Below are 21132 nucleotides of genomic sequence, written 5' to 3' on the forward strand. Positions count from 1 at the left end.
GAAAAGGGGCGCGGGGAACTGCGCAAACGGTGTACTCAACCGGGCCAGACGATCGCCTGCGTCTCGCTGTACGCGTGCAGCGCGTACGACCCCACGTCCCTCCCCACCCCGCTCTTCTTGAAGCCGCCGAAGGGGGCCTCCATGTTGCGGCCGACGGTGTTCACGCCCACCCCGCCGGCCCGGAGGCGACGGGCGACGCGGAAGGCGCGGGCGACGTCGCCGGACCAGACGTAGTCGATGAGGCCGTAGTCGCTGTCGTTCGCGAGGGCGACGGCTTCCTCCTCGTCCTCGAAGGGGACGACCACGACGACCGGGCCGAAGATCTCCTCGCGGACCACCCGCATGTCGGGGGTGCAGTCGGCGAGGAGGGTGGGGGCGACGTAGAAGCCGCGTTCGGGAGCGGGACGTCGGCCGCCCGTGACGACCCGCGCCCCTTCCTTCCGGCCCAGCTCGACATACGACTCGACGCGGTCCCGGTGGGCGCAGGAGATGACGGGGCCCACCACCGTCCCCTGCTCCCGCGGGTCGCCCACCTTCAAGTACCCCGCGTACGCCGCGAGTTGCTCCACCAGGCGGTCGTGCACGCCCTGCTGCACCAGCACCCGCGTCGGCGCCGTACAGATCTGCCCGCTGTAGAACGAGAACGTCGTGCCGATCCCCGACACCGCCGACTCCAGGTCGGCGTCGTCGAAGACGACCGCCGCGCCCTTGCCGCCCAGCTCCATCAGCTGCCGTTTCATCCCCCGGCCGCACACCTCGGCGATCCGCTGCCCGACGGCGGTGGACCCGGTGAAGCTCACCATGTCCACGTCGCCACAGTCCACCGCGGCCTCCCCCACCTCCGGGCGCGAGCCGCTCACCACGTTGACCACCCCCGGCGGCGCGCCCGCCGCCTCCAGCGCCTGCGCCATGCGGTACACGGACAGCGGGTCCTGCGGGGCCGGCTTCACCACCACGGTGTTGCCCATCGCCAGCGCAGGGGCGATCTTGCCGGCCGGGTTCGCCCAGGGATTGTTGTACGAGGTGATGCAGGTGACGACCCCGACGGGCTGACGTACGGCCAGCGCGCCCATCACGGCCGCCCTGCCGAAGGGCCCGGCCTCGTTGATCTGCGGCGGCAGCGGCTGCTCGACGGGCTCCACCTTCGCGTAGCGCCGGAAGCGGGCCATCCCGACTCCCACCTGCATTCCGCGCGCCGTCCCCGTCGTCGCGCCGCTCTCCGCCCGGGCGAGTTCGGCGTAGGGGACGACGTTGCGCTGGATGATGTCCGCCGTCCGGCCGAGGACGGCTGCGCGCTCCTCGGCGGAGGTGCGCGACCACGCCTCGAAGGCCTCGCGGGCCGCGGCAGCGGCCGCGTGCACCTGCTCCCGTGAGGCCTCCGGCGCCCGCCCGACGACACCCTCGGTCGCCGGGTCGATCACCTCGTAGTACCCGTGGTCGGGCGCGACCCACGACCCGCCGATGAACAACCGCTGCTCGTCGTCGCTCACTCGGTGCTCACCGTCCGCGTGTCCCGCCCTGAGCGCAGCACCTTCCCGGGTACCGCCCCCGTCACCACATCCCGCCGTATCGCCTCGACCCCGTTGACCCACACGGCGCTCACCCCGATCGCCTTCGAGTCGAGGCGCGGACTGCCTCCCGGCAGGTCGTGCACCAGGGTGGCCTTCCCGGCGTCGATGCGTTCCGGGTCGAAGAGCACGAGGTCCGCATGCCACCCCACCTCGATACGTCCGCGCTCGCGCAGCCCGAACAGCCGCGCCGGATCGCCCGTCAGCATCTGCACGGCCCGCTCCAGCGTCACCAGCTTGCGCCCGCGCAGGCAGTCCCCGATGAAACGGGTGGTGTACGGGGCTCCGCACATACGGTCCAGATGGGCACCCGCGTCGGAGCCGCCGAGCATGACGTCCTGGTGCTGCCAGGTCTCGGCGCGCAGCGCCCATGAGTCGGAGTCGTTGTCGGTGGGCATCGGCCACAGCACCGTACGCAGCTCGTCGCGGGCGCAGATCTCGACCAGGCACTCGAACGGCTCCTGGCCTCGCTCGGCCGCGATGTCGTTCACGACCCGCCCGGTCAGGCCTTCGTTCGCCGCGCTGTACGTGTCCCCGATGACGTACCGCCCGAAGTCGGCGAGCCGCCGGAAGACGCCCGCCTCCTTGGAGTCCGCGCGCCGCAGCATCTCGGCCCGTACGTCCGGATCACGCAGCCGGGCGATCCGCTCGGGCACGGGCAGCCCCAGGACCGGCCCCCAGCCGGGGATCAGGTTCAGCGCGCAGAAGGTGCCGAGCGACATGTTCATCGGCGTGAGGATCGGCATGGTGAGCGCGACGATGCGGCCGCCGGCCTTGCGGGCGCGCTCGCTCGCCTCCAGCTGCCTCGGGACGCGCTCGGGGACGGCGGCGTCGATCGTCAGGACGTTCCAGTTGAGCGGGCGGCCCGCCGCCGTGCTCATCTCCACGAACAGATCGATCTCGGCGTCGCTGAACCGGTCGAGACAGCCGGCCACGATCGCCTCGATCTGGGTGCCCTCGTGCTCCCCCACGGCCTTCGACAGAGCCAGCAGCTCGGCGGGTTTCGCGTGCCGGGAGGCGACCGGTTTCCCGTCGCCGTCGGAGTGCGTGGAGGACTGCGTGGTCGACAGACCCCACGCTCCGGCGTCCATCGCCTGGTGGAAGAGGGCGAGCATCTGCGACAACTGCTCCTCGGTGGGCTGCCCGCCCACCGCGTCCGGCCCCATCACATACCGCCGCAGCGCGCAGTGCCCCACCATGAAGCCCGCGTTGACGGCGATCCGTCCCTCCAGCGCGTCCAGGTACTCGCCGAAGGTGCGCCAGTTCCAGGGCGCGCCCTCCTCCAGAGCGACCAGGGACATGCCCTCGACCTTGGACATCATGCGGCGCGTGTAGTCGGCGTCCTCGGGCCTCGCGGGGTTGAGCGGGGCGAGGGTGAAGCCGCAGTTGCCGCCCGCGACCGTGGTGACCCCGTGATTCAGGGACGGGGTCGCGTACGGGTCCCAGAAGAGCTGGGCGTCGTAGTGCGTGTGCGGGTCGACGAAACCGGGGGCGAGGACGAGCCCGGCGGCATCCTCGCTGCTCCGGGACGGCTCGGTCACCGTACCGATCACGGCGATACGGCCGTCGCGTATCCCCACGTCAGCGGTGTACGCGGGCGCGCCCGTCCCGTCCACGACGGTCGCGCCCTTGATCAGGTGGTCGAGCATCGCGGTGGAACCCCCTAAGCAGCCTGGCGGAACCGGGTGGTCCGATGCACCGGATCCGTGTCGATCTTCGGAATCACGTGCTCGCCGATCAGCCTGATCGTCTGCAGCGTCTCCTCGCGCGCCACCCCGACCGGCAGTCCGAAGGAGAGCTGGTCGGCGCCCGCCTGCTCCCAGCGCTTGCACTGGGTGAGCACCTCGTCCGGGTCGCCGCAGATCAACAGCTCCTCCTCGATGAGGAGTTCGACGAACTCCTCGTTGTACTCGGGGAGCGTCTCGGGCCACACGGGGAAGCCCTCGGGGCGCGGGAAGGTGTCGTGGTAGCGGAAGACGAGGGAGGGCAGGTAGTGCAGCCCGCCGCCGACCGCGATCCGGATGGCCTCCTCGTGCGTCGGCGCGCAGATCGCGGTCGTCGTCACCATCACGTTGTCGTTGACGAAGTCCCCGATCGGCTCGGCGTTCACGACCGCCGTCTTGTACTGCTCGAGGACCCACTCCATGTCGGAGACCTTCTGCACGCTGAAGCCGAGCACCCCGAGGCCCTTGCGGGCGGCCATGGCGTACGAGGGCGGCGACCCGGCGGCATACCACATGGCGGGGTGCGACTTACCGTACGGCTTGGGCAGCACCTTGCGCGGCGGGAGCTGCCAGTGCTTGCCCTTGAACCCGACGTACTCCTCCTGGAGCCACATCTTCGGGAACTCGGCGATGGTCTCTTCCCAGATCTCCTTGGTGTGGTTCATGTCGGTGATGCCGGGGAGGAAGCCGAGGATCTCGTGCGAGCCGGCGCCGCGGCCGCTGCCGAACTCGAAGCGGTTCTCGGAGAGATGGTCGAGCATGGCGACCTTCTCGGCGACCTTCACCGGGTGGTTGACCTGGGCGAGCGGGTTGAAGATCCCGGAGCCGAGGTGGATACGGTCCGTCGCGTGCGCCAGATAGCCGAGGTAGACGTCGTTCGCCGAGAGGTGCGAGTACTCCTCCAGGAAGTGGTGCTCCGACGCCCAGGCGTACTTGAAGCCGGACTTGTCCGCCTGGATGACGTACTCGGTCTCCTCCATCAGCGCCTTGTGCTCCGCGAGCGGATCGGTCTCGGCCCGCTTGCCCACGTATCCCTGTACAAAGAGCCCGAATTCCAAGGAGGTTCACCGTCCCCAAATTAGGATCAGCCCGATCTGACGTACCGTCAGATTCATCTGCCGCCGACTGTGGCACCGCGCCCAAGCACCGTCAATAGCTGACGCCATGTCAGCTGATGACCCGATGCGCGATCAGAGAACGCTCACCCCCGCAAGCCACCCCCCGTCGATCACGAACGGCTGTCCGGTGATGTACGAGGAGTCCTCGCCGCTCAGGAAGAGGGCCAGGCGGGCCACCTCCTGCGGCCGGCCGATCCGACCGAGCGGCACGAGCTTGCGGTACAGCTCGTCGAGCGCCTGAGCGGCCGCCGCACTGTCGGCGGGGTCGGCGTCCGGGTCGAGCTGGGAGGGGTTGCTCATGGCGGTGTCGATGGCGCCCGGGCAGACGGCGTTGACCCGGATCTTCTTGGCGGCGAGCTCCAGGGCGGCCACGCGCGTCAGCCCGACAATGGCGTGCTTGGTCGCCGAGTACGCCCCCACCCACGCCATCCCGGTGAGTCCCGCGTACGAGGCGGTGTTCACGATGGTCCCACCGCCCGCCGCCGCGATCTCGGGGGCGACGGTCTTGATCCCGAGGAACACCCCGACCTGGTTGACCTGCACGATCTGCTGGAACTCGTCGAGAGGCGTGTCGATCAGCTCGTTGAAGCGGAGGATGCCGGCGTTGTTGACGAGGCCGTCGATGCGCCCGTACGCCGACTTCGCGGCCGCCGTCGCCGCGCGCCAGTCGGCCTCCTGGCTCACATCGAGGTGCACGTACCGCGCGCCGATCTCCTTGGCCAGGGTCTCCCCCTGGTCGTCGAGCACGTCGGCCAGGACGACCTGAGCACCCTCCTCGGCGAACAGCCGCGCCTCCTGCTCGCCCTGCCCGCGCGCCGCACCCGTGATGAGGACGACACGTCCGTCCAGCTTGCCCATGGCTCTCCTTAGGGGTGAGGCTCAGAGGTGAGGCGCGACGTCCGCGCCGAACGCCGTGATCTGGTCGGTGAGTTCGCTGCGGCTCCTGCTGCGGAACCGCACCTGTATCTGGTGCACGCCCATCGCGCGGTACGCCCGCAGCGACTCGGCGAGCGTCTCGGGCGCCCCGTGCAGCGTGCGCCGCCCGACGTCCCAGCCGGGCTCACCGACATAGAGGGGCTCGGTGATCGCGCCGACCACGACGGGCTCGGTGTTCCCCGCCTCGTCCCTGATCCGGCGCAGCTTGGCGATCTGCTCCGGCAGCCGGTCGCGCGGATCCCCCTGCGGCAGCCAGCCGTCCCCCCGGAGCGCGGCCCGGCGTACGGCGGCGGGCGAGGACCCGCCGACCCACACGGGCACCCGCTCCTGCGCGGGCCGCGGCCGCTGCCCGAGACCCTCGAAGTCGTACAACTTCCCATGATGTACGGGGAATTCATCCGCCCCGAGCGCGGCGCGCAGCGCGTCGATCGACTCGTCGAGGACCGCGCCGCGCCGCTCGAAGTCGGCCCCGACCGCCTCGAACTCCTCCTGTACGTGTCCGGCGCCGACCCCGAGGATCAGGCGCCCCCCGCTCAGGTGGTCGAGGGTCGCGTACTGCTTCGCGGTCACGAGCGGATGCCGCAGCCCGACGATCGCGACATGACTGAGCAGCCGTACCCGCTCGGTCACGCCCGCCAGGTGGGCGAGGGTGGCGACGGGGTCGTACCAGATGGTGCTCATCGCGGGGGCCAGCCGCCGCGGGATGGCGACGTGGTCGCAGCTCGCGATGTACGCGAAGCCGGAGCGGTCGGCGGCGCGGCCGATCTCGACGAGGTCCTCGGGCCCGGCACCCGCCTCCCACGCCTCCGCGTAGATGGTGCTCTGCGACTGGATCGGGAGCTGCATTCCGTACGCCAGTCGTCCTTCGGGCAGCACATGCATGGGCGCCCACCTCTTATCTGACAGTTCGTCATCTCATCAGCGCTGCCCGCCATGGTCGTAGCTGACGGACCGTCAGACAAGGGGTTGGACGGTGGGACCGGTATTCAGGGCGCCCAGAGGCCGTCCTTCGTGAGCCCCAGCAGATCGATCGCGTTGCGCCGTACGATCCGGTCGACCACGTCCGCGTCGAGGTGACCCATCTGGGCCTCGCCGACCTCCCTGGACTTGGGCCAGGTCGAGTCGGAGTGCGGGTAGTCGGTTTCGTAGAGGACGTTGGCGACCCCGATGGCGTCGAGGTTCTTCAGTCCGAAGGCGTCGTCGAAGAAGCAGCCGTAGACGTGCTCGGCGAAGAGTTCGGACGGCGGCCGGTGGACCTTGTCCGCCACACCGCCCCAGCCGCGGTTCTCCTCCCACACCACGTCGGCGCGTTCGAGGATGTACGGGATCCACCCGATCTGGCCCTCCGCGTACATCACCTTCAGGTTGGGGAAGCGCTCGAACTTGCCGCTCATCAGCCAGTCGACCATCGAGAAGCAGCAGTTGGCGAAGGTGATGGTGGAGCCGACGGCGGGCGGGGCGTCCGCGGAGGTCGACGGCATGCGGCTGGACGAGCCGATGTGCATGGCGATGACCGTGCCGGTCTCGTCGCAGGCGGCGAGGAAGGGGTCCCATGCGTCGGTGTGGATGGACGGAAGCCCCAGATGCGGCGGAATCTCGGAGAAGGCCACCGCGCGTACGCCACGGGCGGCATTGCGCCGTACTTCTTCCGCCGCAAGTTCGGCGTCCCAGAGCGGAATGAGGGTGAGCGGGATGAGACGCCCACGAGCGGCCGGCCCGCACCACTCCTCCACCATCCAGTCGTTGTAGGCCTTCACCCCGAGAAGGCCCAGCTCGCGGTCCTTGGCCTCGGTGAAGGTCTGGCCGCAGAAGCGCGGGAAGGTGGGGAAGCAGAGGGCGGACTGGACGTGGTTGACGTCCATGTCGGCCAGACGCTGGGGGACGTCGTACGACCCCGGCCGCATCTGCTCGTACGTGATGACTTCGAGGCGTATCTCGTCCCTGTCGTATCCGACGGCGGTGTCGAGGCGGGTGAGCGGCCGGTGGAGGTCTTCGTACACCCACCAGTCGCCGATGGGGCCGTCGTCGCCCGGGCTGCCCATGACGGGAGCGAACTTGCCGCCCAGGAAGGTCATTTCCTTCAGGGGTGCGCGGACGATACGGGGCCCGGTGTCCTGGTACTTCGCGGGCAGCCTCTCGCGCCAGACGTCGGGGGGCTCCACCGTGTGGTCGTCGACCGAGATGATCTTCGGGAAGATCCGGGATGTCTCCATGGTCTCCATGCGGTTCACGGTAGCGCTGATCTGACGGCCCGTCAGCTAGCTCTTCCGTACCTCTGGGCCGGGTGAATCCATGCGGACGTGTGGGGAGACCGCGTGAGGGCCTTGTGGTGTACCGTGCGGCGCCCTGTGATCGCTGCCTCCCACGGCTGACGTATCCGCCATGAACAAGGCAAACTGGCCTCGTTGCACTGACGGTTCGGCAGGGGGACAGCGATGGACGGTGTGCCGCGAGTACCGGAGCAGCGGCGTCCCGAGGAATCGGTGGCGTTGCGCTTCAGCGTGCTCGGTCCGGTGCGCGCCTGGCGCGACGACGAACCCCTGCCTGCGGGGTCACCGCAACAACGCGCCCTGCTCGCCGCGCTGCTGCTCCGCGAGGGCCGCACGGCGACGGCGTCCGAGCTCATCGACGCCCTGTGGGGTGACGAGCCCCCGTCCCAGGCACTGGCCGCCGTACGGACCTACGCGTCCCGGCTCAGGAAGGCGCTGGGCTCCGAGGTCCTGGTCAGCGAGTCGGGCGGTTACGCGATCCGGTCGCTCGGGGAGGGCGCGCTGGACCTCGCCCGGGCCCAGGAGCTGGCGGCGGACGCCGAGAAGGCGCGCGGTGCCGGAGACCTCTGCCGAGCCCGCGAGCTGCTTCGCGACGCGCTCGGCCAGTGGGACGGGGAGCCGCTGGCGAGCGTGCCCGGGCCCTACGCGGAGACACAGCGGGCACGGCTGGAGGAGTGGCGGCTGCAACTGCTGGAGTCCCGTCTCGACATGGACCTGGAGCAGGGCTGCCACGCGGCGGCGGTGTCCGAGCTGACCGCCCTGACCGCGGCGCATCCCCTGCGGGAACGGCTCCGCGAGCTGCTGATGCTGGCGCTGTACCGCTCAGGCCGCCAGGCGGAGGCGCTGGCCGTCTACGCGGACACACGGCGCCTGCTGGCCGACGAGCTGGGAGTGGACCCGCGGGCGGGCCTCAAGGAACTCCAGCAGCGCATCCTCCAGGCGGACCCCGGCCTCGCGGAACCATCGGCTGCGCCGGCGGAGCCCGCGGCGGCATCGGTGCGTCCCGCCCAACTCCCCGCCACCGTCACCGACTTCACGGGCCGCGCCTCCTTCGTCCAGGAGCTGAGCGACGTCCTGGCCTCCGCCTCCTCCGCCGAGGGCCAGGTGATGGCCGTATCGGCGCTGGCGGGGATCGGCGGCGTGGGCAAGACGACCCTCGCGGTCCATGTGGCACACCAGGCGCGCGGCGCCTTCCCGGACGGGCAGCTGTACGTGGACCTGCAGGGAGCGGGGGCGCGGGCGGCGGAGCCGGAGACGGTGCTGGGAGCCTTCCTCCGGGCCCTGGGTACGGCGGACTCGGCGATCCCGGACTCCCTGGCGGAGCGCTCGGCCCTGTACCGCTCAGTGCTGGACGGCCGCCGGGTGCTGGTGCTGCTGGACAACGCGCGGGACGCCGCACAGGTGCGTCCGCTGCTTCCCGGCACCGAGGGCTGCGCGGCGCTGGTGACGTCGCGGGTGCGCATGGTGGACCTGGCCGGGGCCCACCTGGTGGACCTGGACGTGATGAGCCCGGAGGAGGCGTTGCAGCTCTTCACGAAGATCGTGGGAGAGGAACGCGTCGCCTCGGAGCGCGAGGCCGCGCTCGACGTGGTCGCGGCCTGCGGCTTCCTCCCCCTGGCCATCCGCATCGCCGCGTCCCGCCTGGCCGCCCGCCGCACCTGGACGGTCTCGGTCCTGGCGGCGAAGCTCGCCGACGAACGCCGCCGGCTGGACGAACTCCAGGCGGGCGACCTGGCCGTGAAGGCCACCTTCGAGCTGGGCTACGGCCAGCTGGAGCCGGCGCAGGCGCGCGCGTTCCGGCTCCTCGGCCTGGCGGACGGCCCGGACATATCGCTGGCGGCCGCGGCCGCGGTCCTGGACCTCCCGGTCGAGGACACCGAGGACCTCCTGGAGTCCCTCGTCGACACCTCCCTGCTGGAGTCGGCGGCGCCGGGTCGCTACCGGTACCACGACCTGGTACGGCTCTACGCGCGTGCGTGCGCGGAGCGGGACGAGCGGCCGCCGAGTGAGCGGGATGCGGCTATGTCTCGGTTGCTGGACTTCTACTTGGCCACGGCTGCGGGGGTTTATGCGATTGAGCGGCCGGGTGATCGGTTGGTGGATCATCTGGAACCGACGGGGACACCGGGCCTGGCCTTCGCGAACCGACAGGCCTCCTGGGACTGGCTCTACTCCGAAGCCGTACCTCTCCTTGCCTGCGTACGGCAATCGGCAGGAGCCGGAACACTGCGGCGCGCGATCGATCTTCTTTGGGCCGCGGTCGACCTGGCGGAGTCGGGAGCCAATTCGAGGGAATACGAGGTGGCCGCAACTGCCCTGCGTGACGCCGCCCGCGCGGAATCGGACGTCCACGCGGAGGGCCGGGCCTGCGTCGTCCTGAGCAACGCGCGCCTGTTTTCCGGAGTGTTCGACCAGGCCTACCGAGAGGCGCAGCAGGCCCTCCAGCTCGCCGAGGCGTCCGACGATCCGCTTCCTTGCTGCTGGGCGGCGAACATCCTCGGGAGCATCGCCTTCTACCAGAAGCGCTACGTGGACGCCGAGGGGTACTTCAGCCGCGCCATCGAGGAGTTCCGCGCCTGTGGCGACCTGGCCGGTTCGGCAAGCCCGCTCTGCAACCTGTCCCGTCTGCACCTCGCGACGGGGCGTGCCGACAGCGCTGTCGCTCTTGCCGGCCAAGGTACGGAGATCTACGAGACCCTGGGCCACTCCCTTCGTGTGGCGAACGGCCGTTACGCGCTCGGTATGGCCCTCGGCAAGAGCGGCCAGCACGCTGATGCCACAGCCCAACTCGAAGAAGCGCTGAGGGTCTTCCGCGACAGCCGTCAGCGTCTGTGGGAGGGCATGGCCCTCTGCCGTCTCGCGGAGGTCGACCTTGATGCGCGCAAGTCGGCTCGCGCCGCGAGCAACGCCGAGATGGCGCTCACGGTGCTGCGAGGCATCGGCGGCGAATGGCGCCGGGGCAATGTACTGACCGTACTGGGCAAGGCGCTGCACGGGATCGGGCAGTCCGGGAGGGCGCAGGTCTGCTGGCGCGAAGCCCTGGAGATCTACGAGAAGTTGGACTCACCGGAGGCCGCAGAGGTAAGGACGCTTCTCACTCCGGTCGCCGCCGCGTAGGTCCGGCGGGCGTTCATCGTTCGTTTATCGCCATCCGGCACTCTCTTGGTTGTCGATCCGTCGCGTCGGGGGGCAGACGGACCGCCGGTGAGGTCGCCGTACTCGCAGTCTAGGGTTGGCGACCCGAGTGGCCCGTCCGGCCGTCCTCGGGGGAATGGCCGGACGGGCCCCCAGTTCAGCAAGAGCCACCAAGGGGAGGCAGCACCATGAGCGATGCAGCGAAGAACGAGCCGATCGTCGAGCCCGACAACACCCACGTCACCGGTGGTGAGGACGGCGAGGAAATCACGCCGCTCAACACCCATGTGACCAGCAGCCCGATCAAGCCGCTGAACACCGTCACCGGCGACGACGGCACAGCCACCCCGGACAACACCCACGTGACGTCCGAGCCCAGCTAGACCTTCATCCCACACGGGGATCGGCCGCGGCGGCGCGGAGGGGGAGCCGTCGCGGCCGATGTGTGTCCTGCACTCGGCCGCACCCCCCACTCCGCGCTTCTGAACCCGCGCGAAGGCGGCAACTGGAGGATTGCGGCACCCCAGGCCCCGTATCCACCCGGCACACACGCTTCCCCACCGCCGAAAACTGCCAGTCCCTCAATCCCACCTGTCTGGTCGGCCGGGTTATCCACAGGCAGGACGACCTGAATCGGGACTGCGGGAGGGTGAGGGGATGGAGAGGCGGGAGTCACCTTCTTTACGAAGCCTGGTCCAAGGGGGCGTGCTGCTCACCTCCCTTGCTTTGACGGCCGGTTGGGAACCACGTGCCCTCCTTCGCACCCTGACCGCCGAACGCTGGACCCGGCTCTCCCCCGGCACCTGGGCTGAGCCCGGGCGGCAGGTCACGCTCCTCACCCGCCTGCGTGCCGCCCAGCTCCGGAAACCCCAGCTGGTCTCAGCCACCGGACAGCTGCCACGCTCTGGCGGATCGAGACCCTCGGACCGAAAGCGGGCGCCGCGCCCTTGCTCTTCACCGATCCCGAGCTCCGTACCCGCCGGAACGGGGAGGGAGGTGTGCGCGTGCACAGGGCCTCCCTCGCGCCCGGCGACGTCGTCACCCGCTGGGGGCTGCGCCTCACAACCCCCACCCGCACCGTCGTCGACCTCCTACGCACGGGCGACCGCGACGAAGCCCTCGTAGCCGTCGACTCCGCCCTCACTCGGCGAACCGTCGGCGGCGTACGCCGGGTCCCGCTCGTCACCCTCGCCGCCCTGACGGCCGCGCTCGAAGGCCCGCTGCGCGGTGGGTCCGGCGCCCGCAGCCGCCTCCGGCTGGCCGACCCGAAGGCCGGCTCGCCCGCCGAGACCATCGCCCGTCTGCGCATGCACGACGCGGGCCTCCACCCCGAGAGCCAGGCCGAGCTGAGGACGCCCGACGGGCGCCGCCGCTGCCTGGACTTCCTCTTCCGGGCCGAGGGGCTCGCCGTGGAGGCGGAGGGCTACGCCTACCACGGCACCCGCGCCGCCCACCGCCAGGACATCGCCCGCTTCAACCAGGTCCTCCAGTGCCCGGAAGTCCGCCTCCTCCTCCGGTACACAGCGACCGACGTCTTCTACCGCCCCGCACGGATGATCGAGGAGATCCGCGCCGCCCTCGCTCAGGCCGAAACCGGGATGCCATGACCGACCGCGGGGCGCCGGGCACGCCTCTCACGCCCCGGCGGGAGCGAACCCCCAGCGACCGGTGGAGATCGCGATCAGCGGGGGTCGGGAGCACACCCGGTCGAAACCGCGCTGAACACCCTCACCGCCCCCTCAGCTCCCCCTTCACCACCTTCCCGCTCGCATTCCGCGGCAGCTCGCCCACGAACTCGACCACCCGCGGCACCTTGTAGTTCGCCATCTCGCGCCGCGACCACGCGATGAGGTCGTCGCCGGTGAGGACGGAATCCGGGCGCCGGACGACGTACGCCTTGCCCACCTCCCCGAGCCGCCCGTCCGGAACCCCGATCACCGCGACGTCGGCCACGTCCGGGTGCAGCCCGAGGAGTTGCTCTATCTCGGCCGGGTACGCGTTGAAGCCGCCGACGATGAACATGTCCTTGATGCGGTCCGTGATGCGGAGGTTGCCGGCGTCGTCCAGGACGCCGACGTCGCCCGTGCGCAGCCAGCCGTCGGCGTCCAGGACGGCCGCCGTGGCGTCGGGGTCCTCGAAGTAGCCCTGCATGACGTTGAAGCCGCGGACCAGGACCTCCCCCGGGGAGCCGGCTCCAAGGGGCGCCCCCGCCGCGTCCACCACCCGTACCTCCGTACCCGGGATCGCCCGCCCGGAGGTCGAGGCGATCACCGGCGGCGCGTCGCCGCGGCGGCACATCGTGACGATGCCGCTCGCCTCGGAGAGGCCGTACGCCGTCAGCACCGTGTCCACGCCGAGTTCCGAGCGCAGGCGTTCCACCAGGCGCAACGGCACCACCGCCGCGCCCGTCACCACCAGGCGCAGAGCCGAGAGGTCGTACGCGTCCCGGGACGGGTGGTCCAGCAGCGACTGGTGGAGAGTGGGCGGGCCCGGGAGGACCGAGATGCGTTCCGAGGCGATGTTCGCCAGCACGGTGTCCACGTTGAACGCCGGCTGCGGGACCATCGCAGCGCCGCGCATCAGGCAGGCCATGATGCCCGCCTTGTAACCGAATGTATGGAAGAAGGGGTTCACGATCAGGTAGCGGTCGCCCTCGCGCAGGCCCGCGAGGTCGCTCCAGATCTCGTAGCCGCGGAGCGTCTGCGCGTGGGTGATCAGCGCGCCCTTCGGGCGGCCCGTGGTTCCCGACGTGAAGATGACGTCCGAGGGGGCGGAGCCGGGGAGGGTGTCGGCGCGCTGACGTACGTCCGCCGCTCCCACCCCCTCCCCGTCCGCCAGGAAGTCCTTCCAGGTACGGAAGTCGGCGGGGGTGTCGTCCGCGAGCACCACCACCTGCTCCAGGTGTGGAAGGCCGGGCAGCGGGCCGGATCCGGGGCCCTCGCCGGACGCCCGCCGCAGCGACGCCACGTACGACGTCCCCAGGAAGGTTCCGGTCACGAACAGCAGTTTCGCGCGGCTGCGGGACAGGACGTACGCCGCTTCCGTGCCCTTGAAGCGGGTATTGAGGGGGACGAGGACCGCTCCCGCGGAGACCGCACCCAGCGCGGAGACGATCCAGTCGAGGGTGTTCGGGGCCCAGAGGGCGACCCGGTCGCCCCGCCGTACGCCGCTCGCCATGCACGCCGCCGCCGCGCGTTCCACTCGGGCACCCAACTCGGCGTACGAGATACGGGTGCGGCCCTCGACGACCGCCTCGCGGTCCGCGAAGCGCGTCGCCGCCGAGCGCACCAGCCCCGGGATGCTGCCCCACTCCAGGTTCCCGCGCATCGCACGCCTCCCTATGAACGACGAACCACTAGCTGACTGACCGTCAGATTAACGATAGCCTGACGGCCTGTCAGCAGTCGGGACCCCATCAGGAGGTGCGCGCATGGCCGGAATCAAGGACGCCACCGCCGTCGTCGGTATCGGGCAGACCCCCTTCGCCAAGCAACTCCCCGAATCCGAGAAGACCCTGGCCTGCCGCGCCGTCCTCGCCGCCCTCGACGACGCCGGGATCGCGCCCGCCGAAGTCGACGCGCTCGCCTCCTACACCATGGAGGAGACGGACGAGGTGGAGGTGGCCAAGGCCGTCGGGCTCGGTGACCTCAGCTTCTTCAGCAAGGTGGGGTACGGAGGGGGTGGTTCCTGTGCCACCGTCGCGCATCTCGCCGCCGCCATCGCCGGCGGACAGGCGACGGTGGGGGTCGCCTGGCGGTCACGGAAGCGAGGGTCCGGCCCCCGGCCGTGGAAGAACGCCAGCGTCCAACTCCCCACCCCCGCCCAGTGGACCCGCCCCTTCGGACTGCTGCGCCCGGCCGACGAGATCGGCATGCTGGCCCGCCGGTACATGCACGAGTACGGCGCCACCCGCGACCACCTCTTCAATGTCGCGCTCGCCTGCCGCAACCGGGCCAACCAGAATCCCGCCGCGATCATGTACGAGCGGCCCCTCACCCGCGAGATGTACATGACCTCCCGCTGGATCAGTGAACCCCTCTGCCTCTTCGACAACTGCCTCGAGACCGATGGGGCGCTGGCATGCGTCATCGTGTCCGCCGAGCGAGCGCGGGACTGCCGGCAGCGGCCCGTGTACGTCCACTCCGCGGCCCAGGGCCTGCCCGCCCAGCACCACGGCATGGTCAACTACTGGAACGACGACCCCCTCACCGGTCCGGCCTGGACCGCCGCCCGACACCTGTGGAAACACGCCGACTTCACGCCGGAGGAGGTGGACGTCGCGCAGATCTACGACGCCTTCACACCGCTGATACCCCTGTCCCTGGAGGGATACGGCTTCTGCGGGAGGGGCGAGGGCGCGGCCTTCACGGAGGGCGGGGCGCTGGAGATCGGCGGGCGACTGCCCGTCAATACGGGGGGCGGCGGTCTCAGCGAGGCGTACGTACACGGCTTCAACCTCATCAACGAGGGCGTGAAGCAACTGCGGGGCACGAGTACGGCGCAGGTGCCGGGGGCGGCCACCTGCCTGGTCACGGCGGGGGAGGGGGTCCCGACCTCCGCCCTCCTTCTGAGGGCCTGAGGAGCTGAAGGAGCTGACATGAAGACCGGCATGAACGAGTCCCTGCTCTCCCCCGTCCTCGACGACGACGGCGCGCCCTTCTGGCGGTACGCCGCCCAGGGCGAACTCCGGATCCAGGCCTGCGCCGACTGCGGCGAACTCCGCTTTCCACCCCGGCCCTGCTGCCCGCACTGCCACTCCTTCGCGAGCGAGTGGCGGAAGGTGAGCGGGAGGGGACGCGTGTGGTCGTACGTCATCCCGCATCCGCCACTCCTGCCCGCCTACGCGGAGCAGGCCCCGTACAACGCGATCGTGGTGGAGCTGGCGGACGCCCCGCGGATACGGCTCGTGGGGAATCTGGTGAGCGGGCCCGAGGCGCCGCTCAACTCGGTTGCCCCGGAGCGGATACGGATCGGGGCGCGGGTGCAGGTGGCCTTCACGGAGGTGAACGGCATGTCCGTGCCACGCTGGGTTCTGGAGCGGCCGTGAGCGGCGGTGGCGGTCATCTGAGGGTCAGCACCGACAAGGACACCGGGGTCGCCGTCCTCACCCTCGACCGGCCCGAGAAGCTCAACGCCATCGACCTCGACACAGCCGCCGAACTCACCTCCGCCTGGCGGGAGTTCCGGTTCGACGACTCCGTACGGGCCGTCGTCGTCACGGGAGCGGGTGCGCGGGCCTTCTGCACGGGGATCGACCGGGACGTGGTCGTCCCGCAGCCCAATTCCCCCTACATGGTGGACGATCCGCTCGTCGCGATCGGGCCGAAGGCGAACGACCTGTGGAAGCCGGTGATCGCGGCCGTGAACGGGATCGCGTGCGGGGGTGCCTTCTATCTGCTCGGGGAGGCCGAGTTCATCGTGGCGGACGAGGCGGCGACGTTCTTCGACCCGCACACGACGTACGGGATGGTCAGCGCGTACGAGTCCATCTACATGGCGCAGCGGATGCCGTTCGGCGAGGTGGCGCGGATGGCGCTGATGGGGACCGCTGAGCGGATCTCCGCGCGGCGGGCGTACGAGGTGGGATTGGTGTCCGAAGTCACCGCTCCCGGCGGGGTGTTGGCGGCGGCCGTCGACTGCGCGGCCGTCATCGCCTCGTATCCGGTCGAGGCCGTTCAGGGGACCGTGCGGGCCTTGTGGCTGGCCAAGGAGGCGGCCCGCGCGCAGGCCCTCGCGCACGCGCCGCAGCTCGTCTCGATGGGCAACCTTCCCGGGGAGCGCCAGGCGGGACTCTTCATGGCCCGGCGGCCCGGCTTTCGGCTGCGCTAGGCAGGGCCTGTCTTTCGGATCACGCCGACCTCGGGTTGCGGCGCCTCACCACCGCGGCCCAGGCGTGATCCGACACACAGGCCGTAGGTCCACTCTGCGGTGCCCGCGGCACGGGCAGCGCCGCGTGGCGGGGTCGTCGCACTCGGCGTAGCGTCTGCATCGAGAGCGGGGGCCGCGCCCGCTCCCCTGAGCGACGGCCGCCGTACGGAGCCCCTTCCGTGGCCTTTACGACGGCCGTCACGGGTGAGTTTTTCGCCCCCGCCGCCCTCCCCATTCCCGTCCCTGAGGGCTGCCGCCCCCAGCCCCCGCCAAAAGATTGCGCAGTTCCCCGCGCCCCTGAAAAGGGGCATGGGGAACTGCGCGACAAGCACCCACCGGGTAGCGGCGGCGAGAAACTCACCCATCCCCGCCCCCGTCACGTCGTCCGAGCCGTCCCCGTCCCCTTCTCCGCGTCCAGCGCGTACACGCAGCGGTCCTTGCTGCAGGCGTACACCACCCCCTCCTTGACGACGGGAGCCCCGGTGATCTCCCCGCCCGTCGCGAGCTTCCAGCGGAGTCGGCCGTCGTCCGCCTTCAGGGTGTAGAGAAGGTGGTCCGTGGAACCGAAGTGGATGCGCCCCTCGGCCACGGCTGGCGCGCCCACCAGGTCGCCCCCCGCCTGGAAGCGCCACTTCGGCGTACCGGTGACCGCGTCGAGCGTGTAGAGGCCCTTGCCGCTGCCCACGTGGACGTGCCCCGCGGCGACGAGGACCGGCTCGATCGAGGCACGCGACTCGGTGGCGATGCGCCAGCGGTCGCGCCCGTCGGTGGCGTCGAGGGCGTACACCGTGCCGAGGTAGTCGGCCAGATAGACGCCGCCGCCCGTCACCGCCGGGCCCGGCACGAAGGTCGGCGGGCAGAGGAAGACGGCGGGCGCCTCGAAGTGCCAGCGGACATGACCGCTCGCCACGTCGACGGCCAGCACGCGGGTGCCGGCGGAGATGTACACGTAGCCGTCGGGCGCCTGGGTCAGGCGGACCGGGACTCCGCCGCACGACGCCGCGTCGCCGATCGGGTACGACCAGCGTTCCTCGCCGGTACGGGCTTCCAGGGCACGCAGCCGGGCGTCCTTCCAGACGTACACCGTGCCGTCGTGGACGGCGGGCCCGGCCTCCGGGGACTCGAAGTCCGTCTGGGCGCCGGTGATCTCCCACAGTTTCTGCCCGTTGGAGGCTTCCCAGGCCTGTACGCCGCCCCCGCGCGTGCCGGTGACGACCGTCCCCCGGTCGGCCTTGAGCGAGTACACCCAGGCCTCGGTGGACAGTCGCCACAGATCACCGCCCTCCCGGGCTTCCAGGGCGAAGAGCGTCGGCCCGTCGGACGCATGGATCCGGCCGTCCGCCACCGCCATCGACCACGCCACGTCACGCGTCTTGAAGCGGCGCCGACCGGTCGCGACGTCCAGTGCGTGGACCTCGAAGGAGGTGACGTAGACCAGGTCGTCCGCCACCGACGGCGTACCCCATACGTCGTTCGACATGCGGAAACGCCAGGGGCGCCAGCCGGAGGCCGACTCGGCGGGCGGGGGCGGTGCCACGGTGGGCGCGGGATCGGCGCCGTTCACGCCGGCGCGCGGCCGGGACCAGGACGCGGCGAGGCCCGCCTCGGGAGGAGGCGCCTTGACGGCGGCGGCGCGGGCGTCGGCGACGCGCGGCCCGGGGCCGATGGGCACCTGGGCGCCGGCGAGCCGCACCGGACCGCTGTCGGGCGCCCCGACGGGCACGGGGGCGTGCGAGGGAGGCGGCGGCACGACCGGGCGCCCACCACTGCGCCCCCCGCCACCCGACGACGGCTTCACCGCGGGACGGCCCCCACGGCGCGCCTCGATCAGGCCCACCGCCCGCTCGGGCAGCCACGCGGACGCCGTACCGCTGTCGTCGGATCCTGAGCCGAAGAGATGAGGAGCCAGTTGTGCCTGGAGGTCGGCCGGGTTGGGGCGTCCCGTCGCCTCCATCTGCATGCAGGACTCGATGAGCGGACGGAGTTCCTCCGGGAGTCCCTCCAGGTCCGGGCCCTCCCGCAGCAGCATGAAGACCGTCTCGACGGGGTTGGCGCCATGGAAGGGCGCGTGCCCCGTGGCGGCGAACACCAGCATCGAGCCGAGCGAGAAGACGTCACTCGCGCCGGTCACGCTGCGCGAGTCCTTCGCCTGCTCGGGCGACATGTACGCGGGCGTACCGACGGCGACGTTCGTCATCGTCAGGCGGGTGTTCGAGACGCCGGACGCGATGCCGAAGTCGATGACACGCGGCCCGTCCTCCACCACCAGGACGTTCGAGGGCTTCAGGTCACGGTGCACGAGTCCCGCGCCGTGGATGGACTGGAGCGCCTCCGCGACGCCCGCCGCCAGCCATCGCACCGCCTGGGCCGGGAGCGGCCCGCACTCATTCACTATTTCCTCGAGCGAGGGCGCGGGCACATACGCGGTGGCCAGCCACGGCACGGCCGCGCGCGGGTCGGCGTCGACCACGGCCGCCGTGTAGAAGCCGGAGACCGCCCGCGCGGCCTCCACCTCCCGTGTGAAGCGGACCCGGAACAGCTGGTCCTCGGCGAGTTCCGTCCTGACCGTCTTGATCGCCACGCGCCGGCCGGAAGCCGAGCGCGCGAGATAGACCAGCCCCATGCCGCCGGCACCCAGCCGTCCCAGCACCTCGAACGGCCCGATCCGCCGCGGATCGTGCTGCGTCAGCTGATCCACCACTTGCCTGCCACCTCCCCGTACGGGCCACGTCATCCACGTATGAACGCGGCCCCGTGCAGCGTCTCACCACCGCACCGCCATGGCGGCACGCACCCCGATTCTTCCTGGCTCGGCCACAGGTTGCGAACCCGGGGTCGAATTGGGGTGTCTCGGGGCAAAAGCCCCACGCATCACCGTTGAAGTGCGGCGAACGACGCCCCCTGATTGTCCGTGACCACGGCCACCCTTCCGTACGACGTGTCGAAGGGTGTCGCCTGGACCCGCCCACCGAGCCGGTTCACCGTCTGGAGAACCGCGTCACAGTCCTCGACGCCGAAGTGGACGAGGAAGTGCGGCGGCATTTCCGCCGGGAAGACATCGGAGACGGGCGCGCGGCCGAAATCGGGTGACGCGTCCGGGCCGAAGAGGGCGTCGCGGAAGAGGGCGCCGTAGAACCGGTCGACGGCCGTGGTGTCCCGCGCGTACAGCTCGGCCCAGCAGAAGGAGCCCCGCTCGTGCCGCCTGCCGAAGCCGGCGTGGGTGCCGGCCTGCCAGAGGCCGAAGACGGCGCCCTCCGGGTCGGTCGCGAGGGCCATGGTGCCCAGGGAGTCGACCGGCGACGGTGCCGTGATGAGCTGCCCGCCCCCGTCGGTGATGCGCCGGGAGAGTGCGCCGGCGTCGGGCGTCGCGAAGTACACCGTCCACACGGTGGGCATCCGGCCGTCGCGCTTGCGCGTGAGACCGGCGACGGGCTCACCGTCGAGGTGCGCCAGGCCGTCGGGGCCGTATCCCTCCGCGAAGGTCCAGCCGAAGAGCTCGCCGTAGAAGCGCTTGCCCGCCTCCACATCCGGGAGCTGCGCGTCGACCCAGCAGGGCACGCCTTCTGGGAAATCAGAGGAAACGTCTGATTCGGCCATGCGGTCAAGCTAACGGCCTTTGATCCAGCGCGCGCGGCGGCTCACACTCCACCCGCGCCCCGGCCGCATCCCTCGGCACCCCACTCTCCTCCACCTCCGCACCCCACCGCCACTCCAGTGATCTCGCCCGCGCACCCCACCACCTCTGCGCTGACATCGGCCCCACACCCCACCACCTCTCCGCCGATAACGGCCCCACAGTCACCCCCCGCACCCCATTTGCAGTCGGCCGAATCGCGCTCCGATCACCCCTCGGTAAGCTGACGGCATGACAGGACAAGTGCGTACCGTCGACGGCCGCGTGGCCGGACGGCGAGGGCAGGCGACCCGGCAGAAGCTGCTCGACTGCCTCAGCGAGATGCTCAGCTCCTCGCCCTACCGGGACGTCAAAGTCATTGATGTCGCCCGGAAGGCGGGCACTTCACCGGCGACCTTCTACCAGTACTTCCCGGACGTCGAAGGCGCCGTCCTTGAGATCGCCGAGCAAATGGCCGCGGAGGGCGCGGGGTTGACCCAGCTGCTCGAAGGGCGTTCCTGGGTCGGCAAGGCCGGCTGGCAGACCGCGCAGGAACTCGTCGACGGCTTCCTGGAGTTCTGGCGCAAGAACGACGCCATCCTCAGGGTCGTCGATCTGGGCGCCGCCGAGGGCGACAAACGGTTCTACAAGATCCGCATGAAGATCCTGAACTCCGTGAACAACTCCCTTACGGACACGGTCGCCGACCTCCAGGCCAAGGGCAAGGTCGACAAGGAGGTGAACCCGGCGGCGATGGCCGGTTCCCTTGTCGCCATGCTGGCCGCGGTGGCCTCGCACCAGAAGGGTTTCCAGACGTGGGGCGTCAAGCAGGCTGAACTCAAGCCGAATCTGGCGCTGTTGGTGCATCTCGGCGTGACCGGGAAGAAGCCGACGAAGTAG

Annotated in this window: 16 protein-coding genes; 7 read left to right on the plus strand and 9 right to left on the minus strand. The window is 70.7% G+C overall.

What is annotated here, in order from left to right; translation table 11 throughout:
- Positions 1–35: 35 nt before the first annotated feature.
- The 6 genes from OG390_RS22625 to OG390_RS22650 all read right to left on the minus strand — a co-directional run bounded on the left by OG390_RS22625 (position 36) and on the right by OG390_RS22650 (position 7568).
- On the minus strand, positions 36–1490 hold the full coding sequence (locus OG390_RS22625) for an aldehyde dehydrogenase family protein (RefSeq protein ID WP_406170538.1): 1455 nt from the start codon (positions 1488–1490) through the stop codon (positions 36–38).
- Positions 1487–3217, minus strand: a complete 1731-nt coding sequence (locus OG390_RS22630; RefSeq protein ID WP_406170540.1) for an amidohydrolase family protein — start codon at positions 3215–3217, stop codon at positions 1487–1489. Before OG390_RS22630 ends, OG390_RS22625 begins: the two co-directional genes overlap by 4 nt.
- A 14-nt stretch (positions 3218–3231) precedes the next feature.
- On the minus strand, positions 3232–4350 hold the full coding sequence (locus tag OG390_RS22635) for an LLM class flavin-dependent oxidoreductase (RefSeq protein ID WP_406170542.1): 1119 nt from the start codon (positions 4348–4350) through the stop codon (positions 3232–3234).
- 132 nt (positions 4351–4482) lie between these two features.
- On the minus strand, positions 4483–5268 hold the full coding sequence (locus tag OG390_RS22640) for an SDR family NAD(P)-dependent oxidoreductase (RefSeq protein ID WP_406170544.1): 786 nt from the start codon (positions 5266–5268) through the stop codon (positions 4483–4485).
- A 21-nt stretch (positions 5269–5289) separates the two neighbouring features.
- Positions 5290–6228: an LLM class F420-dependent oxidoreductase gene (locus tag OG390_RS22645; protein ID WP_406170546.1), complete on the minus strand. Its 939-nt coding sequence runs from the start codon at positions 6226–6228 to the stop codon at positions 5290–5292.
- A gap of 104 nt (positions 6229–6332) precedes the next feature.
- Entirely contained in the window at positions 6333–7568 is a 1236-nt protein-coding gene (locus OG390_RS22650; RefSeq protein ID WP_406170548.1) for an amidohydrolase family protein, read from the minus strand.
- A 213-nt stretch (positions 7569–7781) separates the two neighbouring features.
- Between OG390_RS22650 and OG390_RS22655 the strand changes: the two genes are divergently transcribed.
- The 3 genes from OG390_RS22655 (at position 7782) to OG390_RS22665 (ending at position 12358) form a co-directional block, all read left to right on the plus strand.
- Positions 7782–10733 carry a BTAD domain-containing putative transcriptional regulator gene (locus OG390_RS22655; RefSeq protein ID WP_406170550.1) on the plus strand — a complete coding sequence of 984 codons (2952 nt, stop codon included), beginning with the start codon at positions 7782–7784 and terminating at the stop codon, positions 10731–10733.
- Positions 10734–10939: 206 nt separating this feature from the next.
- Entirely contained in the window at positions 10940–11134 is a 195-nt protein-coding gene (locus OG390_RS22660) for a hypothetical protein (RefSeq protein WP_406170552.1), read from the plus strand.
- Positions 11135–11755: 621 nt separating this feature from the next.
- The gene (locus OG390_RS22665) at positions 11756–12358 is read left to right on the plus strand and encodes a hypothetical protein (protein WP_406170554.1); all 603 of its coding nucleotides are present in this window, start codon (positions 11756–11758) and stop codon (positions 12356–12358) included.
- 121 nt (positions 12359–12479) lie between these two features.
- On the opposite strand, the gene OG390_RS22670 is transcribed toward OG390_RS22665, so the two are convergent.
- Positions 12480–14078 (minus strand): FadD3 family acyl-CoA ligase, encoded by a 1599-nt coding sequence (locus OG390_RS22670; protein WP_406170556.1) that lies wholly within the window; start codon positions 14076–14078, stop codon positions 12480–12482.
- Positions 14079–14181: 103 nt separating this feature from the next.
- Between OG390_RS22670 and OG390_RS22675 the strand changes: the two genes are divergently transcribed.
- From OG390_RS22675 to OG390_RS22685, 3 genes are read left to right on the plus strand one after another with little or no spacing between them, the layout of a single operon-like run.
- Complete coding sequence (locus OG390_RS22675; RefSeq protein ID WP_406170558.1) at positions 14182–15330, plus strand: lipid-transfer protein; 1149 nt, start codon at positions 14182–14184, stop codon at positions 15328–15330.
- A gap of 42 nt (positions 15331–15372) precedes the next feature.
- Complete coding sequence (locus tag OG390_RS22680; protein WP_406177806.1) at positions 15373–15798, plus strand: Zn-ribbon domain-containing OB-fold protein; 426 nt, start codon at positions 15373–15375, stop codon at positions 15796–15798.
- Positions 15795–16580 (plus strand): enoyl-CoA hydratase/isomerase family protein, encoded by a 786-nt coding sequence (locus OG390_RS22685; protein ID WP_406170560.1) that lies wholly within the window; start codon positions 15795–15797, stop codon positions 16578–16580. The genes OG390_RS22680 and OG390_RS22685 overlap by 4 nt, the downstream gene beginning before the upstream one ends.
- 415 nt (positions 16581–16995) lie before the next feature.
- Here OG390_RS22685 and OG390_RS22690 read toward each other — a convergent pair whose 3' ends face one another.
- Positions 16996–19320 (minus strand): PQQ-binding-like beta-propeller repeat protein, encoded by a 2325-nt coding sequence (locus tag OG390_RS22690; RefSeq protein ID WP_406170562.1) that lies wholly within the window; start codon positions 19318–19320, stop codon positions 16996–16998.
- Between the two features lie 170 nt (positions 19321–19490).
- Positions 19491–20216 (minus strand): VOC family protein, encoded by a 726-nt coding sequence (locus OG390_RS22695; RefSeq protein ID WP_406170564.1) that lies wholly within the window; start codon positions 20214–20216, stop codon positions 19491–19493.
- A 280-nt stretch (positions 20217–20496) separates the two neighbouring features.
- On the opposite strand from OG390_RS22695, the gene OG390_RS22700 reads away from it, so the two are divergent.
- Positions 20497–21132, plus strand: a complete 636-nt coding sequence (locus OG390_RS22700; protein ID WP_399088089.1) for a TetR family transcriptional regulator — start codon at positions 20497–20499, stop codon at positions 21130–21132.

It is taken from the genome of Streptomyces sp. NBC_00996, from assembly GCF_045162675.1.
Lineage (GTDB): Bacteria > Actinomycetota > Actinomycetes > Streptomycetales > Streptomycetaceae > Streptomyces.